Below are 18,061 nucleotides of genomic sequence, written 5' to 3'. Positions count from 1 at the left end.
TCATTGAAAGTGAGTCTAACAGCGCTATGGCACTCTGGCTAGATAAAAGTGTACAGCTGTTCGCTGAGATTGATTTGTTCTTTAAACCGTATCATCTGCATTTTTTGCAAACGTCTAATGCTGCACCTTAACAACTCGTTGCCCGGCTTCCAAGTCGCTTTTTACAGTTAATTTGTTCAGAGGATCCCGTCAGCCTTATTCGACAAAGGTTTTACCTGTTTTGTTTGAAGCCGTCGATTTGAGTTTGTAGCGTAAATTGCTTTTCAAACAAGGGAATGAACTTTTTACCGAGGGTTTTCTCTAACGCTGAGTTTACATTTGGCGAAAGATAAATCAGCGGCTTATGCCTTCACATTCAGATAAATTGATTGCCAGCCGAGACGAAAGCCCGGCGACAATGGCAAGCTTGAGCTTCAGCATTCCGGGTAGGGATGCTGCCTTTGAGCTTGATCTGGATGAAATCCTTAACACAGGTTCCTGCCAACCAAGCCATTTTCAAATACATTCGATTGACCCTTTCTTTGACCAATCGCTTTTTAGTCAACAGCTTGGGGTTCAACCCCAATGCCTGGCGCAAGTTGGCATGACTAAAAAAGCAGAGCAGGGGGATGCTGAGGCAAAGGGCAACGCCTTCAGTAGTTGGACCGTGGCGGGAGCCGCGCACTTAGTGCTATTGCTGGGGTTATCCTGGTTTTGGCAGCAGGCCGAATGGCGAAGAGTGGTGACTAAGCCTGCCAAACCCAAGGCGTTGCAATCCTATCTTTATTTCAGTCAGCCCAGCCCCAAACCGTTAACGCCAGTGCCGGAAGCCTTGGCCGAAGAAGCAATAATCCAGTCCAAAGAAGCGATAGAGGTTAAAAAAGCTGACTCAAGCAAGCGTTCTGAGCCACAAAAAACCGAGCAACAAAACACTGAGCCACAAAAGCAGGCTGCCGAAGAGCCGCTGCAAGAGACTGAACAAGTGGCTGTGCAAGAAACTGTTCAAGAAGCTGGGCAAAACACTTGGCAAGACAGGGTTCAAGACCAGAATGAGCAAAGCATCCCCAAGACTCGGGCTCAAAGCGTTAAGCCTATTGGTAGAGTCATTGAAGAAACGAAAAATGCAGCCGTACCTGCGCCAGAGCGAGCATATGACTTTAAACCGCAGCCGGCAGAGCAAGCTCAGCTGGACTTCAGTTCAAGCGCATTAAAGTCTGCCCGAAAAGTATTGCAACACTCGCAACAGCAGGCGCTGCAGCAGCTATCACAGCAATATGCGGATAAGGCCACGGGACGCAAGAGCCTCAGTGAAATGGATGGGGAGATGGAGGAGCTTTGGGTCAATGACGCCGATGATTTCAATAAAGTGGCCAGTCTTGATCTGCCGCTCGACCCCAACCGTATCGTCAAGGATGGTGATACCTGCTATCGGGTCGTCAAGGTGCCGACTCCGCTCAATCCCTACGCCGAAAATTTGGGGTTTCCATTTAAGTGCGGTCAGACAGAGATGGAAAAAGCACTCAAGGAGGCGGTGGTCAGCCGTCTAAAGCGGCTTGGTAAGTGAGTTTTGTAATCAATTTATTTGATTGGAAATAGATTGGTTTCCAGATTTTTGTAAATATTTTTATTAAATTCAAATAATTAACTTATGATTTTAATGGATTAGATTCTGCGGCGCGTTTTGCTGTCGGGCTTGTTTCCCGCTTCCGCTTGTGCTTATACTCGGCAGTAATCTTGTCGGAGTGCCCTCTGGGCTGAGACCGTTTATTCGGGATCCGTTGAACCTGATCAGGCTAGCACCTGCGAAGGAAACAAGCATTCAGCTGCAGCATTACCGCAGCCACTGCGAGCAAAAATCTATGCCAAAGGCTTTAAAGAGCCGAGGCGATATCTGGCTTCTCCAGCGGACATTGAACTGACCTGAAACCACGAGGTCAGTCTGCCAACACCGCCGGAGGAGGACTCCAAATTAAGGAGTTTAATCAGTCAGCTTGCGCCGCTTATTATTCAACTCTCCTGACAAGCAATTTCATTTTCCAAAAGAGTGAGCTTGCTTATGTCAAATCGTCAATCCAATCGTCGTCAAACCCGTGAGGCCGCCCAGGCTTTTATCGATAACCTTAAACCTTTGCAGCATCCCAATTCACAGAAGCTGTTTGTTCAGGGCTCCCGGGCAGATATTCAGGTTGCCATGCGCCAAATCAGGCAGACAGACACCCGAATACCAACCCAAGATGGCAGTGAGCAATTTGAACCCAATCCCGCTGTACGTGTTTATGATTGTGCCGGCCCTTACTCAGATCCCAACGCCGCTATCAATGTGCGCCAGGGCCTGGATAAACTGCGCCAGGGCTGGATCTTAGAGCGTGATGATACGCAAGAGCTGACCGAGGTCAGTTCCAGTTTTACCCAGCAGCGACTGGCGGATGAAGGGCTGGAACATTTGAGATTCGACGCTTTGCCCAAACCGCGCCGGGCCAAGCCGGGTAAGCGGGTGACCCAATTGCATTACGCCCGCGCCGGCATTATCACTCCTGAAATGGAATATATCGCCATTCGTGAGAATATGGCCCGGGCCAATGAAGCGCTTGCCAAAGATCCGCAACTGGCCCGCAAGGCCAAAGGAGAAGCCTTTGGCGCTATAGTTGCCACGCCGATAACCCCTGAGTTCGTTCGCAGCGAAGTGGCCCGTGGCCGCGCCATTATTCCCGCCAACATCAACCATCCGGAAGCCGAGCCTATGATTATCGGCCGTAACTTTTTGGTGAAGGTTAACGCCAATATCGGCAATTCGGCGGTGACCTCTTCCATCGAGGAAGAGGTGGAAAAACTGGTGTGGGCCACCCGTTGGGGCGCCGATACGGTGATGGATCTGTCCACCGGCCGTTATATCCACGAAACCCGCGAATGGATAGTGCGCAACTCGCCTGTGCCCATAGGTACCGTGCCCATCTATCAGGCGCTGGAAAAGGTCAACGGCATTGCCGAAGATCTCAGTTGGGAAGTGTTTCGCGACACCCTGATAGAGCAGGCCGAACAAGGAGTGGATTACTTCACCATTCATGCCGGGGTCTTGCTGCGCTATGTGCCCATGACGGCCAATCGGGTGACCGGCATGGTATCCCGCGGCGGCTCCATTATGGCCAAGTGGTGCCTGAGCCATCATAAGGAAAACTTCCTCTACAGCCATTTCCGCGACATCTGTGAGCTTTGCGCCGCCTATGATGTTTCTCTGTCGCTCGGTGACGGCATGCGCCCCGGCTCGATTGCCGATGCCAACGACGAGGCTCAGTTTGCCGAGCTGGAAACCTTGGGTGAGCTGGTGAAAATCGCCTGGGAGTACGATGTGCAGACCATAATCGAAGGACCGGGCCATATTCCTATGCAGCTGATCAAGGAGAATATGGACAAGCAGCTTGAGTACTGTGATGAGGCGCCTTTCTACACCTTGGGGCCCCAGACCACGGATATTGCGCCCGGCTATGATCATTTCACCTCTGGCATAGGCGCGGCGATGATTGCCTGGTACGGTTGCGCCATGCTCTGTTATGTGACCCCCAAGGAGCATCTGGGCTTGCCCAACAAGGAAGACGTTAAACAAGGGCTTATTGCATACAAAATTGCGGCGCATGCCGCCGATGTTGCCAAGGGACACCCAGGTGCCCAGCTGCGCGACAATGCGTTGTCAAAGGCCAGATTCGAGTTTCGCTGGGAAGATCAATACAACCTGGGGTTGGATCCCGATACCGCCCGGGCGTTCCACGATGAATCCCTGCCTCAGGAGTCTGCCAAGGTGGCGCATTTTTGCTCCATGTGCGGCCCCAAGTTCTGCTCGATGAAAATCACCCAGGATGTACGCGACTATGCAGCGTCTTTGGCTGCATCCTTGTCTGCATCTCAGCTAGCTTCGGGGGATTCGTCAGGGCCAGACGCGGCAGAGCGCCAAACCGAGCCTGTGCAGGCAGAAGAATTGACGGTACAGCCGCTGGAAGTACTGGATGCCGAGGCAGGGATGGCGCGGATGTCGGCGCAGTTCAAGGCCGCTGGCAGCGCCCTGTATCAACCGGCAACAGTAGGCGAAAAGTCCGAGTCCAATCCCAACCCAAAGCCTAAGTCCAAGTCCAAGTCCAAGCCAGAGGCTACACGCTATGAAGAGGAAGCCTGAAATGGCGGCTGATAAAAGGCCGATAGTCTGGAGCATAGCCGGCTCAGACAGTGGCGGCGGCGCCGGTATCCAGGCCGATCTTGCCACCTTGAGTAATCTTGGCTGCCATGGCTGCTCTGTTATCACCACTTTGACCGCCCAAAGCAGTGTGGCAGTGACGCTAACAGAGGCGGTGAGCGAGGAGATGTTGCTGGCGCAGCTCAATGCTCTGCTCGGTGACTTGCCGCCCAAGGCGATAAAAATCGGCTTGCTTGCCAATCAAGCGCAGCTGCAGCTGCTTTGTGACTGGTTGGCTCGGCACCTGCCTGATGTTCCTTTGGTGGTCGACCCCGTCATGGTCGCCAGTTGCGGCGATGCACTCTCTAAGAGTACTGCAACGGGCGCAGCGCGGCTGGATTACCGGCCGCTGGCGGCGCTCGCCACTGTGCTGACCCCCAATATTCACGAGCTGGCGTTGCTGAGTCGCAGCGATATTCATGACTTTCCTTCCTGGCAAGATGCGGCAACTTGCCTGGCAAACGAACTGCCTTGCCATCTCTTGGCCAAGGGGGGGGATTTCGAGGCGGGGATCGCGCGCGGTCTGGCAGAAGACTTATTGCTTTTTAAAGACTTGCCTCACAGCTCAGGGTTGCATCAACGGCAGGGGTTTGTGTTGGCGAGCCCAAGGCAAGCATCCAGCAACAACCATGGCAGCGGTTGCACGCTATCCAGTGCCATAGCGGCATTTTTGGCCCACGACTGGATCTTGCCCGATGCCCTAATTCTGGCCAAGGCCTATATCAATGGCGCTTTGGCGCAGAGTTATCGGGTAGGCAGTGGTCCCGGCCCCTTAGGTCGCCCCGGGGCTTGTCTGGCCGCCGAGCTTATGCCTGTCATTTGGCCGCTGGAGGATTATCCCTGGGCCAACCCAGCCCTGGTGCTCGGCGCCCCTTTGCTTGCAGCGCCAACCTCTGCTGATGCTGTTAGTGTTAAAGGCGTTAGTGCTGAAGGCTTTAAAACACTGCCCCATAATCTGGGTATCTACCCGGTCGTGGCCGATGTCGAATTGCTGGAAGCCTTACTCAAGGCAGGTTGCCGCACTATTCAATTGCGGCTCAAGGAGGAAGTGCTGCCCGGCTCGAGCGCCGAGCGGGCGATCATTCGCGCCATCGCGCTCGGGCGCCAATATCAGGCGCGGGTATTTATCAATGATCACTGGCAACTGGCCATTGCCCACGGCGCCTTTGGTGTGCATTTGGGCCAGGAGGATCTCAGCCAGGCATCCCTTGAGGCCATCCAAGGGGCGGGTATGGCGCTGGGGTTATCCAGTCATGGTTATTTCGAGGCGCTGCTTGCATTGCGCCACAGGCCCAGTTATCTGGCCCTCGGGCATATCTTTGCCACCAAGACCAAAGTGATGCCGTCCCTGCCCCAGGGACTGACGCGCCTTGGCGCCTATAGCGAAACTTTCGGCTCCTTGCTGCCGACGGTCGCCATTGGCGGCATTGACGAGCATAACCTTGATGCCGTCAAGCATACCGGTGTGGCCAATGTCGCCGTGGTGCGGGCCATTACCGAGGCCGCCGAACCGGTAACGGCCTTCAGGCGCCTGACACAAAGCTGGTTAGGGCGAGCAGCCGCTATTGCAAGTGGGATTAGCCATGCTCAACAAAATGGCGGGGGTCAGGAAGGTGCAGCTGAGCGGGATGGTACTGGAGTTCTGGGCCGTGCTGGGGTTGAGGACTGTACCGGAGCTCAGGACTGTACCGGAGTTCAGGACTGTGCCGGAGTTCAGGACTGTGCTGGGGTTCAGGACTGTGCTGGGGTTCAGGACTGTGCTGGGGGTCAGGACTGTACCGGGCTGAGCGATCGCGACTTTATCCGTTACGGTAGCCAGTTGCTGCTGCCCAGAGTCTCAGAAGCGGGGCAGCTCGCCTTACAGGTAAAGATGGTCGCCATAGTGGGGCTCGGAGGTCTTGGTCATCATCTGGCGCGCTCTTTGGCCGCCGCCGGAGTAGGGCGTCTCATTCTAATCGATCCCGATATTGTTGAGTTGGGTAATCTGCCGAGGCAACTGCTCTACAACGAGCAGGATATCGGCCGTTTGAAGGTCGACGTGGCCAAGGAAAAGCTGGGGCGCGATTATCCAAACTGCCTGATTGAGATTGAGCCCAAGCTATTTGGCCCCAAGAGTGCGGAGCTTATTCGTGAGGCGTCACTGGTATTGGATGCCAGCGACAATTTTCTTTGCCGTCATAACCTTAACCAAGCCTGTGTGAAGTTGGGCAAAGAGCTGATTGCGGCGGCGATCAGCGCCGATTCCGGCCTATTGTGTCATACCGCCCCTTGGCTTAACCCAGAGGCGGGCTGTTATGAATGCCTGTTCCCGCGAGACAGCACTGGCTCGGGGCGCTGCCGCGACATGGGGGTGCTGGGGCCTGCGGTGCAAACCCTGGCGGCGATGCAGTCGCTGGCAGCCATCAATACTCTGCTTGGAGAGCGCAGCACCCTGGGACGGCTCATCAGCTTGGATTGCCGAACGTTAAGCGTACGTGAGGCTGCGCTTTGCGCCGACCCGGCATGTCTTTGCTGTCAAACCCACACTCAGGCTGGACATAAAACACAAACCCAATTCATGAAAGGGCGCCCAGAGCTTAGCCGTGAGGAGAATTGCGATGCAAATTAAGATAAACAATCAAGTCAAAGAGTTGCCTGAAGCTATGACGCTGTTACAGCTGCTCGAGTGGTGTGAGATAGCGCCTGGCAGCGTGGCGCTGGTGCGTAATGGCGCCATAGTGCCCAGATCTCAGTGGCCAGAGCTTGAATGTCAAAGCGGAGACAGCCTCGAGCTGTTTTCCGCCGTTGCCGGAGGTTGATATGTTGCAAATTGGCGAGTTTGAGTTTCAATCCAGGCTGTTTGGCGGCACCGGCAAGTTTGCTTCGGCAGAGCTGATGCAACGCTCGCTCGTGGCCAGCGGCGCCGAGTTGGTTACTGTGGCGATGAAGCGGCTCGATTTTAACCAGGGCAGTGATGAATTGCTGGCACCGCTCAAAGAGCGCGGCGTGCAGCTGCTGCCCAATACCGCCGGGGCCCGCAATGCCAGGGAGGCAATTTTTGCTGCCGAGCTGGCGCGGGAGATGCTGGGCACTCAACTATTGAAGCTGGAGATCCACCCGGATCCCCGTTATCTATTGCCGGATCCGGTAGAAACACTGGAAGCGGCCCGAGTCTTGTGCAGCGATGGCTTTACCGTACTGCCTTATGTGCATGCCGATCCCGTGCTGTGCTTGCGCCTCGAAGAGGTAGGCTGCGCCGCCGTGATGCCGCTTGGCAGTCCCATAGGTTCCAATCAGGGGCTGGCCACAGAACCCTTTTTGAAGATCATCATAGAGCAGGCCAATGTACCTGTGGTGGTGGATGCCGGGATTGGGGCGCCGTCTCAGGCGATGCGGGCAATGGAGTTGGGCGCCGATGCCGTGCTGGTTAATACTGCCATCGCCTCCAGCTTGGATCCCGTGACCATGGCGAGTAGCTTCAAAGATGCGGTGCGCGCCGGGCGAGCGGCCTATCTTGCCGGACTTGGGGCCATCAGCAATCGAGCCCAAAACACCAGTCCGCTGACCGGGTTTCTCAATCTGGGAGAAAACCATGGCTGATTTTCTCGAGCGTTTTACCGCTATCGACAGAGATCTACTGCGCCTTGCTATTGCCAGTGTCAGCGCCGCCGAGGTTGAGCGTTGTCTGGCGCGGCCCGAGACGATAGCGCACAATCCCTCGGCCTTGCCCATTCTTTTGTCACCGGCGGCCCGGGAATTTCTCGAGCCTATGGCGCAGCTCTCTGCAGCGCTCACCCGCAAGAAGTTCGGCGCCAACATAGGTCTCTATGCGCCGCTCTATGTTTCCAATCTATGCGCCAATGATTGCGACTACTGCGGTTTCAGCATGAGCAATAAAATTCGCCGCAAGACCCTAAGCCAGGCCGAACTGGATGCTGAAATTGCCATTCTCAAGCAGCGCGGCTTTGATTCTGTATTGCTGGTTTCCGGCGAACATGAAACCAAGGTAGGGCTGGATTATTTTGCCAAGGCGCTTTTGAGGTTCAAGCAGGACTTCAGCTATCTGGCGATTGAAGTGCAACCCCTCGCCGAAGCGGGCTATCGGCGCCTGGTTGATGAGGGACTGGATGCCGTGATGGTATATCAGGAAACCTATCAGCCCGCCACCTATGACCGCCATCATCTCAGAGGCAATAAAAAGGACTTTAGTTTCAGGCTTAATACACCGGACAGGGCCGCCAGGGCCGGGGTCGACAAGATAGGCCTGGGGGTTTTGCTCGGGCTGGATGATTGGCGCCTGGACTCGGCACTGATGGGATTACACCTGGACTATCTGCAGCAAAAGTACTGGCGTAGCCGCTTCAGCGTGTCGCTGCCAAGGCTCAGGCCGTGCGTTGGTGGGGTAACGCCGGCTGTGACTCTGGATGATGCCGGATTGGTGCAGTTAATCTGCGCCATGCGCTTGTTCAGCCCGGCGCTGGAGTTGAGTCTCTCTACCCGGGAGAGCGCCTCACTCAGGGACAATCTATTGCCCCTTGGGATCACTCATGTGAGTGCCGCCAGCTCAACAGAGCCAGGTGGTTACAGCAATCCCAAGTTGCAGCTGGATCAGTTCCAGATAAGTGATGAGCGAACTGTCCCTGAGGTAGTCAGCGCCATTCGAGCACAAGGCATGCAACCTGTGTGGAAAGATTGGGACGCGAGTTGGTTCGCAGGCGCCTCTTTTGCGGTAACCCATCAAGGCGCATGAACCTTTCGGGCTGTACATCTGCATCGAATTGACCAATAATCGTTCAAAGCTGTGGTTGAAATGGTAGCAACTGATTTTAACCACAGAACGACAATCCACAGTCCAATACAGACAAGGGGCAATCATGCAAATTCCATCGGCTTTTTCGGCGGGAGTTCAAGGGCTGCAAAGCGCCCAGTCCGGCCTGACTCAGGCAACAGTGGATATCGCCCGTCCGGCACCTGCGCAGCAGGCCGATTCGGCCCGCCCAGTTGAGGAGGCAGATAAAACCTCGGCACTGGTATCGGCATTGGAATCCAAGGCCCAGGGTCAAGCTTCAGTAGAGGTGATTGAACGCGCATCCGACACCTTGGGCAGTATCATAGATATCGAGGTGTAATATATGGTTGGCGCGCTGGCCGGCGCGGGGCTGACGGCAACAGCCGTGTCCCGGCGGCCAAGCTCGTCAATTGCCAACTTAAGCAGTGGCAGCTCCATAAACCAATCGCCTCTCAGCGCCCACCCTGCCGGTAAAATCTCCGCCAGTCAAAATCCCTCTCAGGAAAATCCCTCTCAGATAAGTGGCGTAAAGCCCAGCTCAATAAACCCGAGCCCAATAAACCCGAGCTCGGGAAATCAAAGCCCAGTCAATATAAGTTCAGTCAATTCGAGCCCGCACCAAGGTTCAGCTGCGCAACATTCAGAGCCTCAAATTGCAAAGCCGCCGCGGGAAGCACTCGTCAGTTTGACTAAAGGAGCCCTTGGGGCAGCGGCCTTGTCCAGCTCCGGCCATTGGCACGGAGAGGTTCAAGCATCGATGCCGCTCGTGGGGACATCGGCTCAAGCATCTGCCTTTTCCGGCCAAGGTGCAGATGTTGCCGGCGGCCCTGCGATACCAGTGACTTTAGCGGGAGAAGCTCCTGAGGTTCCCGCTTTTAATGGCACAAATACTTCCGCCAACTCTATGAGTGGGGCAGAACAGGCTTTTGGCAACACTTCCGGCAGCTCTTCGAGTCGCTCATCGAGCCAGGCAGGCAGCGAAGTAAAAGAAGGGGATTATGGGGCAGCTCATCAGTCAACCGGGGAGCCGAATAAGACAAGCGCCGCTGAACCCAAGCCGGATGAGGCGCAACAGAAACAGCAGCAGAACCGTGAGAGTCGTGAGCAACAGGCGTTTGAGCGGGAGATCGACTCCCTGATGAAGCGCGATACCCTGGTGCGCTCCCATGAACAGGCTCATGCCGCGGTAGGCGGGATCCATGCCGGACAACCGGCATTTGAATTCGAGAAAGGACCCGATGGCAAACGTTACGCGGTGGAAGGTGAAGTTCAGATAGATGTCTCTGTAGTGAACGGCGATCCACTGGCGACCATGGCGAAAATGAAACAGGTCTATGCGGCGGCGATGGCACCTGTCGATCCCTCCGTGGCCGATATCCGGGTCGCCGCCGAGGCAATGCGTAAATATAACCAGGCAAGAGAAGAGGCCGGGATCCAGAGACTTGCCGCCGCGCCAAAGCCTGAGCTGAGTCAAAACCTGTTGGGAGCCGCAGATCCGGCTGCTGAAAAGTCCGCGCCTTCCTTTGATCCCAAGGCCGGCGACTCTGCAAACTTTCCCATAGGCCTGTCTCGTCTGATGGGCGCCATAGCACAGCAGTCAAATGCCTTGAATGAACAGACTTTCAGTCCACCCAAGGCCGAGTTGCAGCTTGAGTCGGGTTCAGTTGCCGATGTGATAGCCGCTGAGCAACAACAGGCGCAACGCATTCGGGATGAGAGTCGTTAGCGCTTCACATATCTTCAAGGCCAATTTGAGTTCGGCGATGGCGCGGCATAATAACCTTCTTGTTAAATGCTTAACAAAGCATAGTCGGGGGTTTACTTCCGCATCATTAACGCTGGGTGTCCATATTCTCGCAAGGCATACTAGACGCCTTTGTATGACATTACAGCAACTAAATCACTAGGTTTAGCACTATTTATTGTTATTACCCATTGCTCTAGAAAACTACTGCCTTGATACAATGTATATGAAGTTGTACTCAGGTTGGCAGATTGAGAAATTAGTTCTTTTTTATATGTAAAACCGCTACCTTTGGGTGGTAACCAAGCCTCCATGCCCGCTTGAATAGTATTTGGGTCACCTTGATGTACGTATAGGGAACAAAGTTTATTTTGCAGTAGTGCTAACCCGAAACTACCCTCACTATTATTCAAGTGCCACGCTTTACCAGCATTGCCCTTTAAGTAATTTTGAGCAATTTGTTTAGGAGCGAGTACGAAACCTTTTCTTTTAGCTGACTCTTCAAGAGCCGCTGGGCTTTGGCGACCAACTACACATGTCCCCATGAACAGTTGAATTGGTGTTGATTTTCGTAAAGCAAGACTTTCATCTTCTTTTTCTGAAGTTGATTTACACCCAGCAACTGATACTAGAAAAATTGCAATAATATAAGACTTAACTCGATTCATATTCCGTATGCCTAACAGTTGTATAGTACGCTTACGCGTTTTAGTCCTCGGAGGAGTGAAACGCGCATCGCTATTTTTTTGTATCCTATCTATTTGTATCGATTGGTTAAATAGGCTTTAGTCCTAATATCCCTCGCAGCTAAACGCACATACGCGGTTTCCAAACCTATTATCTACTAACAGTGTTTTATATCTATATGACTTTAATGATATTTTCTGTGATGTTACAGAAATAATGCGCCAGATTATCTTAAAATTTCCGGGGCTTTTGTCAAAACCTCAATAATACTGTGTGAAAAACCAGCGTTATGGTGTGCTTCCGGAGCAGTTCGAGTCACTTTCTAACTGATATTCGTGACGTCATACCTTACGGACACAGGGTAAAGATGAAGTTGCTCCGTTTCTTACTATTTATAATGAGCTCAGATTTATACTGAGCCAGATTTATGTTGAGCCAGGATCAGTGATTCCAGCAGCTTACAGGCCGGGCCTTGTTTATCTCTCTGTGGCACCACCAGACTGAGCAGTATCTTGCGGCTGCTGGAACCTTTGAGACTGAGCCGTACCAACTCTCCATTTTCCAGCTCCTGCTTTACCAGATGCGCCGGGATCCAGCAAAAACCTATGCCTTTGGCCAGGATCACCTTGGCTTCGTGGAAGTTGCTGACGGTCCAGCGCTGCTCGGCCTTGAGCCAGCCGATTTCCTGCTGACTATTGACGCCGGTATCTTTGATCACAATTTGCAGATGCTGGGCCAGCACTCTGTCATCTTCAATTTCCACTTGAGCCGCCAGCGGATGGGAAGGGTGGCAGAGCAGGTAGAAGTCCAAGTCGCAAAGGGGCTCAGAGATATAACCCATGGGCGGGGTACCGCAAATCGCAATATCCACCTGATGGTTTTTGATCATCTCCTGGGTGCCGCTGATCACTGTGTCCCGCACTGTGACCCGGGTTCCGCGGCTTTGGGGCAGAAAGGCGGCCAGCGCCTCGGTCAGGGTTTCCATGGGGTAGACCAGCTCCCTGGCGATACTCAGACTCGGCTCCCAGCCCTGTTCCAGATTGCTGGCGAGCTGCTCCAATTCCCCCACAGCTTGAGTGACGTGACGAGAGCGGCGCAGCAATACTTCGCCGCATTCGGTCAGATAGGCCTTGCGGCCACGCACTTCGAGGAGTTGGATCCCCAACTGATGCTGCAGCTTGGCCACAGCATGGTTGAGGGATGATTGGCTCTTGTTGAGCTGCTCGGCGGCCTGGGCGTAACCACCGAAGTCGACGACGGCCTGCAGGATCCGCCACTGTTCCAATGTGGACTTGGGTCTGTTCATTTTCTAAAAACTCGTCAGATTTCGGCCTATCATGGGTGGAAACTGCCAGTTTTTCAAACTATTTAGCCTTTTTCGTCGACTCGGTCGCCTGTTTGACCGACTCGAGTGGCGTCACCTGCATCGGCAGGTATTTCCGGGTCGCCTTGAGCTCACTCAAATAGGGGCCTTTATGCAGTTTTTCCGGCCATTTGAGCAGCATCATCGCCAGCACATTACGGTGTTCCCCCAGGGCCAGCGCCGGGTTACCTTTAGGGGAGCGAATAAAGTCTACCTCAGGATCGAAGGACTTGATGATGTGCGCCTGGGTGGCTTTCACCATGGGATGATCTTTGTCCTTGCCGGCGAGCAGATAGCTTATTCCTACTTCGGCAATAATATCGTCGGTGGCATCACTGAGGATCCGCTGGCGGTTGGCTTCGAAGTAGTCGAGGATCCAGGCGAACTCCTTGGCATCTACCGGGTGCTGATAGTATTCACTGGCGGCGAAGATAAAGTGAGTCATGCCATAGAGCTTATTGCGATATTGTGCCTTACTGAGCTTGCCATCCTCGGCATCCGGGTAGACACGTTTGAAGGCGGCTTTGTAGTCTTCCAGGTAATCGCCAACGCCAAGTTGCTTGGCCCAGTAAACATAATTGATCAGCTGCGCCGCCCAGGCTTCAATCATGGCTTCGTCGGTCAGGCCGTGCTCCAGATCTGTACTTTTGAGCCCTTTGAGCAACTTGTCGTGGCAGGGGCCGGTAAAACCAAACTCATTTATACGGCTGGCGTAGCGCAGCAGCACATCGGTATAAAACAGAAATTCGGGGAAGGGTTTGAGCGCTTTTTTGCGTGCCTTGGCCCGGGGGCCATTGCCCAGTTGGGATATCGCCTTGAGCGATTCACTTTTGACAAATTCAGGGTCGTCCAGTTGGCAGGCATAGAAGCTTTGCGCTTCAGTAACCGCAAACAGATCCACCAAGGCGGCGTTGGCGTACTGCTCGTCACCTGTCATCCGATAGAGGCGGATCCCGTAATGGCCCTGCACCCTTGGGGGCAGCTGGTAGAGATGTTGCTCCAGATTCTGCTGAATGCGTTGATAAACCTCATCAGCGCTGGGCTGGCTCTTGGCGGCCAGGGTACTGCTCATCACTCCCAGGCAGAGGGCAAGTGTCAGTTGACCGGTTCTCTTGAGTATTGGCATCGCGTATCCTCCGGATGAGTGTGGCCGCATCGGCAGCGCCAAACAGGCTTTGCAAACGGGCGGCCATAGGTTGGGCTGATTCGTTGACCAGCAAGAGATCAAATAGTTGCGCCGGGTTGCAGCCCCGGGTGTGAACATCTATGGCTTTGGCAAGTTGCTGTTGCCAGAGCCATAGATAATAGAGCGGCCCCTGATCGCTGATGGCGCCAAAGCTGTAGCTATAATCACTGACTTCGGGCCAGGAGCCATTAAAACTGGCTTCAAACGCCTTGTGCAGCTGTGGGTATTGGCTGTTGCCAAAGGCTTCAAAGCTGGCGAGGGCCACTTTGGCACGAAACACCTTGAGCTGCTGCTGGTATTCTTCGGCCAGTTGTTCGCGCGAGCCGGGAGCCGGCTTGAGTGAAAATGCAAAGGCGCCGCTCAGATAGCGTTCCAGCCAGGCTTTGCCCACTCCGGCGCCATCCTGAGGCAACTCCAGACTGTTGTTGAGATAATAACGGCCGCCGCCACTGAGTTGGGCTATGGCGGCGCTCAGGGAAGAAACTGCGGTCTGATAATCTTTTAGCCTAAGTTGCTGAGGCTTAAGCACCAGCTCGCTCTGGCCGGTTTGTTGGCCGACAACAGCGCGGCGCAGCATTTTATGGCGGTTGTGTTTGCCTTCGCTGATAAGCAGTTCACCCAGCAGCCGACCATGGTGATACACCCTGAGCCAGTCGTCGTTAATCTGCTCTGCGGTTAATCCCAGCGGTTTGAGATGGTCAAACAGGGCTTTTAGTACTTCAGAGCCTTTGAGCGCGACCATTTCGGTCGAGTGGGCCTGTTGTAACTCACGGCCCAGATCCCAAGGGGCGTAATCCAGTTTTTGAGTGCTGGCATTGAGAAACCTGGCCACATCGCTTGGCGTGCTCAGCAACTGAGTACTGAGGATAAAATCACTGTAGCTCGGGTAACCATGCGCCTTGGCTTGCTCCTGTCTGAGGGCAAAAATGGATGACAGCGGCAGTTGATTGCGTAATCTGGCGCGGCCCTGATAAGTGCGCCAAACCTTGGCGCGACAATCACTATTGGCCTGTTGCATCAAGTAAGAGGCGATATTGACTGCAAAAAAGCCGGGCTTTTGGGCTGATTGAGCGGCTTCCTGCTCCGCTGAATTATCTTCGGGATTGAGAGCCTGTTGCATGCCGGGCAGGGCGCATTGTCCCAACTCCAGCTTGAGATCGTCACTGCGCATTCCCTGGCGAATGCTGGCCTGGGCGCCATGAAGACGGGCCTTTTCCTCTATGCCCAGATGTTGCTGCATCAACCAGTCCAACCTCTGGGCCAATGCCTGAAGCTGTGGCTCATCATCCTGGGTCAGTTCGGATGTCAGGCTTGTCAGCGCCGGTTCGCTCAGGAATCTATCCATGGTGTCGGCCAGTTTCAACTGACATTGCAACAGCAGCTCATGCTGTGCCGCTGACAGGGGGAAACTCCGATAATAACCGAGGCGGTCATTGATATTGTGCAGCCCTAGGGTTTGCCGCTCCAGCAGCTGCAGATCCTGAAATTCAGGTTGAAAATTGTTGCTGTATTCGACACATTGAGCCGTCAGCAAGGGGACGGCATTAGGCGCGGCCAGGGCGGGGTAAATGCCCGAGGCCATTGTCGATGCCAGCAGGGAAGCCAACACCGACAGTGGCAGTCTGGACTTGAGGCGAGATGGACTCAGGCCGGAGTTAGCGGCTGGCAAAGTGCTTCTTGGCATAAGCGACCCGTTCTTCCACTGACATGGGTTTGCCTGTCATTCTTTCCACATGCTGCAGCCTTGGCAATATCCCCATGCCATTGGCTATCTGGATAGCAAGCCCGGGACGGGCGTTGAGCTCCAGCAGCAGTGGTCCCTTGTTTTGATCCAGTACCATATCGGTTCCCAGATAACCCAGTTCGCACATCTCATAGGCGCTCGAGGCCGTGTGCAGCAAGGTATCCCAGTGGGGCACCTCGATTTCAATCAGGTTACGCCCCGTGTCCGGATGCAAATCGACCGGGCGGTCAAACTGCACCGCATGCAGACCGCGGCCGGTGGCGATATCCAAGCCGACACCAACCGCGCCCTGGTGCAGGTTGGCCTTGCCATCGGAAGCGGCGGTGGACAATCTGAGCATTCCCATCACAGGAAACCCCTTGAACACTATCAGGCGGATATCCGGAACCCCTTCATAGCTGAAGCCATCGAAGACGGGATCGAACTCAATCAAGCCCTCGATAATGGCCACATCCGGCTTGCCACCGAGGGAGAACAGACCGCTGAGGATGTTGGAAACGTGGCGGTCGACCTCGCTCGGGGTGACTTCATTGCCATTGGGCTTATAGAAGCGACCATTCTCCACATGGGTGATCACCAAGATCCCTTTGCCGCCCGAGCCTTTGGAGGGTTTGATCACAAAGCCACTGCGATCTTTTACCTGCTCGGGAATGCTATTGATACCGTGTTGCTCGCGCACCACACCTATGAGATCGGGCACGGCAATATCATTGGCAAGCGCAAGTTGCTTGGTGGTGAGCTTGTCGTCCACCCGTTTGTAAAACTTGCGCGGATTGTAGCGGCCAATATAGTCGATATTGCGCTTGTTCATATTCAGCACGCCAGCGCGGCGTAGCTGCCATGGCCAGGCAAAATTCATTTTATTCTCCTGCCAGTGGCTTGAAGCGCTTGAGCTCCAGCAGTCGATAACCCGTGTACTGACCCATCAGCAGCACCAGCGCCAGGATCACCAAATGAATACCCAGGAAGTTGAACACCCAGTGCTGTACCCAAGTGGCGCTCATGGCCAGATAAGCCAGAGTGGCTACCAGAAGTGAACCGCCACCTTGCACCATCACCTCTTTGGCGCCTTCCTCTTCCCAGAGGATAGACATACGTTCAATGGTCCAGGCGAGAATGATCATCGGGAAGAAGGTGATAGTCAGGCCTTCACTGAGGCCAAACTTGTACGACAGCAGGGTAAACAGGCCAATAATGCCTATCACCACTATGATCACCGCCGATATTCGCGAAATCAGCAACAGGTTCAGATGCGATAGATAGGAGCGGATCATCAAGCCAAAGGCCACAATCAGCAGGAAACCTATCAGGCCGGTCAGCAGTGTGGTCTGGATAAAGGCCAGGGCGATAAGCACAGGCATAAAGGTACCTGAAGTCTTTATTCCTATGATAACCCTAAGGAATACCACCATCAGCACTCCGATGGGGATCAGCAAAATCCCCTTGAACAGGCTCTGCTCTTCCAGCGGCAGTTGGTAGAGAGAGAAGTCGAAGGCGCTGTTTTTGGCCATCATATCAATGGAGGTCGCCAGGGCTGAACGTGTGTCTTTCAGCATGGAGAAGTTGACCTGGGAGTTGCTGCCACCCAGTACGTCCAATACCGATTTGCCATTGCGCTCCCACAGCACCATGTTTTCCGGACGGCCCTCTGTGCCTTTGACCAGATCGAACAGGTGCCATTTACCGTCCTGATAGACTTCGACAAAGGGAGACAGTTGCTGCCGACGACGCTGATCTTCCAGATACAGACCATTGACTTCCTGAGTTGGAATACCGCGGCTATTGAGCATATGGACAAACAGTTTGGTGGGTGAGTTGGCCGACAGCAGCAGCTCTATGTTCTGACTGCGATCACGGCCGGCAATGGCGCGCATGATCTCACGGGCAAAAGAGAGGTTACCGGCACTGCGGGCCCAGGCTTCGTCCATCACCTGTTCGGCGGCGGCTTTCTCGGTCGCAGACCAGATATAAGGTGCCGGCGGCAGGGGTTCTTCCTGTGCCTTGAGTTCTTCTCGGCCTGTGGGGATCAGGGTGACCTTGTAGTAGAGGTCCTGTTGGCCATTGGCTTGACGAATCGACCAAAGCGCGCGGCGGCCCTGTTCATTGTTGCTGATAGTCAGGCCATAACCCGGGGAGGTGGCATTTTCCATCAAGACTTCAAATGCCGGGTCTTGTGGCAGGGAGAAAGAGACTTCTGCCGGGCCACCCGTGCCCTGAAAACTCACCTTGGCATCGACAGCCCAACTTTGCACCTGCTCACCGGGCAGGAAGGGCACATTGTGTTCAATACCACGATAAATACTGGCGCTTAGCCCAACAATAAACAGCAGAGCTACCACCAGGTAGAAAGGTTTCCGTGAATGCATTA

14 protein-coding genes and 1 riboswitch are annotated in these 18,061 nt (G+C 54.3%); of the genes, 8 read left to right on the top strand and 6 right to left on the bottom strand.

Annotated elements, in window-relative coordinates; translation table 11 throughout:
• Positions 1 to 583 precede the first annotated feature (583 nt).
• From CX650_RS17215 to CX650_RS17180, 8 genes are all read left to right on the top strand, one after another.
• Positions 584 to 1,543 (top strand): hypothetical protein, encoded by a 960-nt coding sequence (locus tag CX650_RS17215; protein WP_101096514.1) that lies wholly within the window; start codon positions 584 to 586, stop codon positions 1,541 to 1,543.
• A gap of 164 nt (positions 1,544 to 1,707) precedes the next feature.
• A riboswitch (TPP riboswitch) is annotated at positions 1,708 to 1,807 on the top strand.
• A gap of 228 nt (positions 1,808 to 2,035) precedes the next feature.
• Entirely contained in the window at positions 2,036 to 4,144 is a 2,109-nt protein-coding gene (gene thiC / locus CX650_RS17210) for a phosphomethylpyrimidine synthase ThiC (RefSeq protein ID WP_101096513.1), read from the top strand.
• A gap of 1 nt (position 4,145) precedes the next feature.
• Positions 4,146 to 6,809: a bifunctional hydroxymethylpyrimidine kinase/phosphomethylpyrimidine kinase gene (locus CX650_RS17205; protein ID WP_229799931.1), complete on the top strand. Its 2,664-nt coding sequence runs from the start codon at positions 4,146 to 4,148 to the stop codon at positions 6,807 to 6,809.
• The gene (gene thiS / locus CX650_RS17200; RefSeq protein ID WP_101096511.1) at positions 6,799 to 6,999 is read left to right on the top strand and encodes a sulfur carrier protein ThiS; all 201 of its coding nucleotides are present in this window, start codon (positions 6,799 to 6,801) and stop codon (positions 6,997 to 6,999) included. The genes CX650_RS17205 and thiS overlap by 11 nt, the downstream gene beginning before the upstream one ends.
• A gap of 1 nt (position 7,000) precedes the next feature.
• Entirely contained in the window at positions 7,001 to 7,780 is a 780-nt protein-coding gene (locus tag CX650_RS17195) for a thiazole synthase (RefSeq protein ID WP_039035259.1), read from the top strand.
• Entirely contained in the window at positions 7,773 to 8,930 is a 1,158-nt protein-coding gene (gene thiH / locus CX650_RS17190) for a 2-iminoacetate synthase ThiH (RefSeq protein ID WP_101096510.1), read from the top strand. Before CX650_RS17195 ends, thiH begins: the two co-directional genes overlap by 8 nt.
• A 124-nt stretch (positions 8,931 to 9,054) precedes the next feature.
• Positions 9,055 to 9,309, top strand: coding sequence for a hypothetical protein (locus CX650_RS17185; RefSeq protein WP_025888106.1), 255 nt, complete (start codon positions 9,055 to 9,057; stop codon positions 9,307 to 9,309).
• A 3-nt stretch (positions 9,310 to 9,312) separates the two neighbouring features.
• Positions 9,313 to 10,695 (top strand): putative metalloprotease CJM1_0395 family protein, encoded by a 1,383-nt coding sequence (locus CX650_RS17180; RefSeq protein ID WP_101096509.1) that lies wholly within the window; start codon positions 9,313 to 9,315, stop codon positions 10,693 to 10,695.
• 140 nt (positions 10,696 to 10,835) lie between these two features.
• Here CX650_RS17180 and CX650_RS17175 read toward each other — a convergent pair whose 3' ends face one another.
• From CX650_RS17175 to CX650_RS17155, 6 genes are all read right to left on the bottom strand, one after another.
• Complete coding sequence (locus CX650_RS17175; protein WP_101096508.1) at positions 10,836 to 11,381, bottom strand: NMCC_0638 family (lipo)protein; 546 nt, start codon at positions 11,379 to 11,381, stop codon at positions 10,836 to 10,838.
• Positions 11,382 to 11,809: 428 nt separating this feature from the next.
• Positions 11,810 to 12,706 carry a LysR family transcriptional regulator gene (locus CX650_RS17170; protein WP_028779246.1) on the bottom strand — a complete coding sequence of 299 codons (897 nt, stop codon included), beginning with the start codon at positions 12,704 to 12,706 and terminating at the stop codon, positions 11,810 to 11,812.
• 58 nt (positions 12,707 to 12,764) lie between these two features.
• On the bottom strand, positions 12,765 to 13,835 hold the full coding sequence (locus CX650_RS17165) for a DUF3541 domain-containing protein (RefSeq protein ID WP_229799951.1): 1,071 nt from the start codon (positions 13,833 to 13,835) through the stop codon (positions 12,765 to 12,767).
• Entirely contained in the window at positions 13,795 to 15,633 is a 1,839-nt protein-coding gene (locus CX650_RS20250) for a M3 family metallopeptidase (RefSeq protein WP_157823070.1), read from the bottom strand. Before CX650_RS20250 ends, CX650_RS17165 begins: the two co-directional genes overlap by 41 nt.
• A complete protein-coding gene (locus CX650_RS17160; RefSeq protein WP_039032903.1) occupies positions 15,605 to 16,552 on the bottom strand; it encodes an alpha-L-glutamate ligase-like protein in 948 nt (315 codons plus the stop codon). Before CX650_RS17160 ends, CX650_RS20250 begins: the two co-directional genes overlap by 29 nt.
• Before the next feature lies 1 nt (position 16,553).
• Positions 16,554 to 18,059, bottom strand: coding sequence for an inactive transglutaminase family protein (locus CX650_RS17155; protein ID WP_039032904.1), 1,506 nt, complete (start codon positions 18,057 to 18,059; stop codon positions 16,554 to 16,556).
• Between the last annotated feature and the right edge of the window lie 2 nt (positions 18,060 to 18,061).

The sequence above is a fragment of the Shewanella indica genome (genome assembly GCF_002836975.1).
Classification (GTDB): domain Bacteria; phylum Pseudomonadota; class Gammaproteobacteria; order Enterobacterales; family Shewanellaceae; genus Shewanella; species Shewanella indica.
Note: the sequence above shows the minus strand (reverse complement) of the source record. Positions and strands in the feature narration are given on the sequence as shown.

Coding starts and splice junctions, on each gene's coding strand:
- CX650_RS17155 (WP_039032904.1), bottom strand. CDS start 18,059: ATGCATTCACGGAAACCTTTCTACCTGGTGGTAGCTCTGCTGTTTATT.
- CX650_RS17185 (WP_025888106.1), top strand. CDS start 9,055: ATGCAAATTCCATCGGCTTTTTCGGCGGGAGTTCAAGGGCTGCAAAGC.
- thiH (WP_101096510.1), top strand. CDS start 7,773: ATGGCTGATTTTCTCGAGCGTTTTACCGCTATCGACAGAGATCTACTG.
- thiC (WP_101096513.1), top strand. CDS start 2,036: ATGTCAAATCGTCAATCCAATCGTCGTCAAACCCGTGAGGCCGCCCAG.
- CX650_RS17180 (WP_101096509.1), top strand. CDS start 9,313: ATGGTTGGCGCGCTGGCCGGCGCGGGGCTGACGGCAACAGCCGTGTCC.
- CX650_RS17170 (WP_028779246.1), bottom strand. CDS start 12,706: ATGAACAGACCCAAGTCCACATTGGAACAGTGGCGGATCCTGCAGGCC.
- CX650_RS20250 (WP_157823070.1), bottom strand. CDS start 15,633: ATGCCAAGAAGCACTTTGCCAGCCGCTAACTCCGGCCTGAGTCCATCT.
- CX650_RS17165 (WP_229799951.1), bottom strand. CDS start 13,835: ATGAGCAGTACCCTGGCCGCCAAGAGCCAGCCCAGCGCTGATGAGGTT.
- CX650_RS17160 (WP_039032903.1), bottom strand. CDS start 16,552: ATGAATTTTGCCTGGCCATGGCAGCTACGCCGCGCTGGCGTGCTGAAT.
- thiS (WP_101096511.1), top strand. CDS start 6,799: ATGCAAATTAAGATAAACAATCAAGTCAAAGAGTTGCCTGAAGCTATG.
- CX650_RS17195 (WP_039035259.1), top strand. CDS start 7,001: ATGTTGCAAATTGGCGAGTTTGAGTTTCAATCCAGGCTGTTTGGCGGC.
- CX650_RS17215 (WP_101096514.1), top strand. CDS start 584: ATGACTAAAAAAGCAGAGCAGGGGGATGCTGAGGCAAAGGGCAACGCC.
- CX650_RS17205 (WP_229799931.1), top strand. CDS start 4,146: ATGGCGGCTGATAAAAGGCCGATAGTCTGGAGCATAGCCGGCTCAGAC.
- CX650_RS17175 (WP_101096508.1), bottom strand. CDS start 11,381: ATGAATCGAGTTAAGTCTTATATTATTGCAATTTTTCTAGTATCAGTT.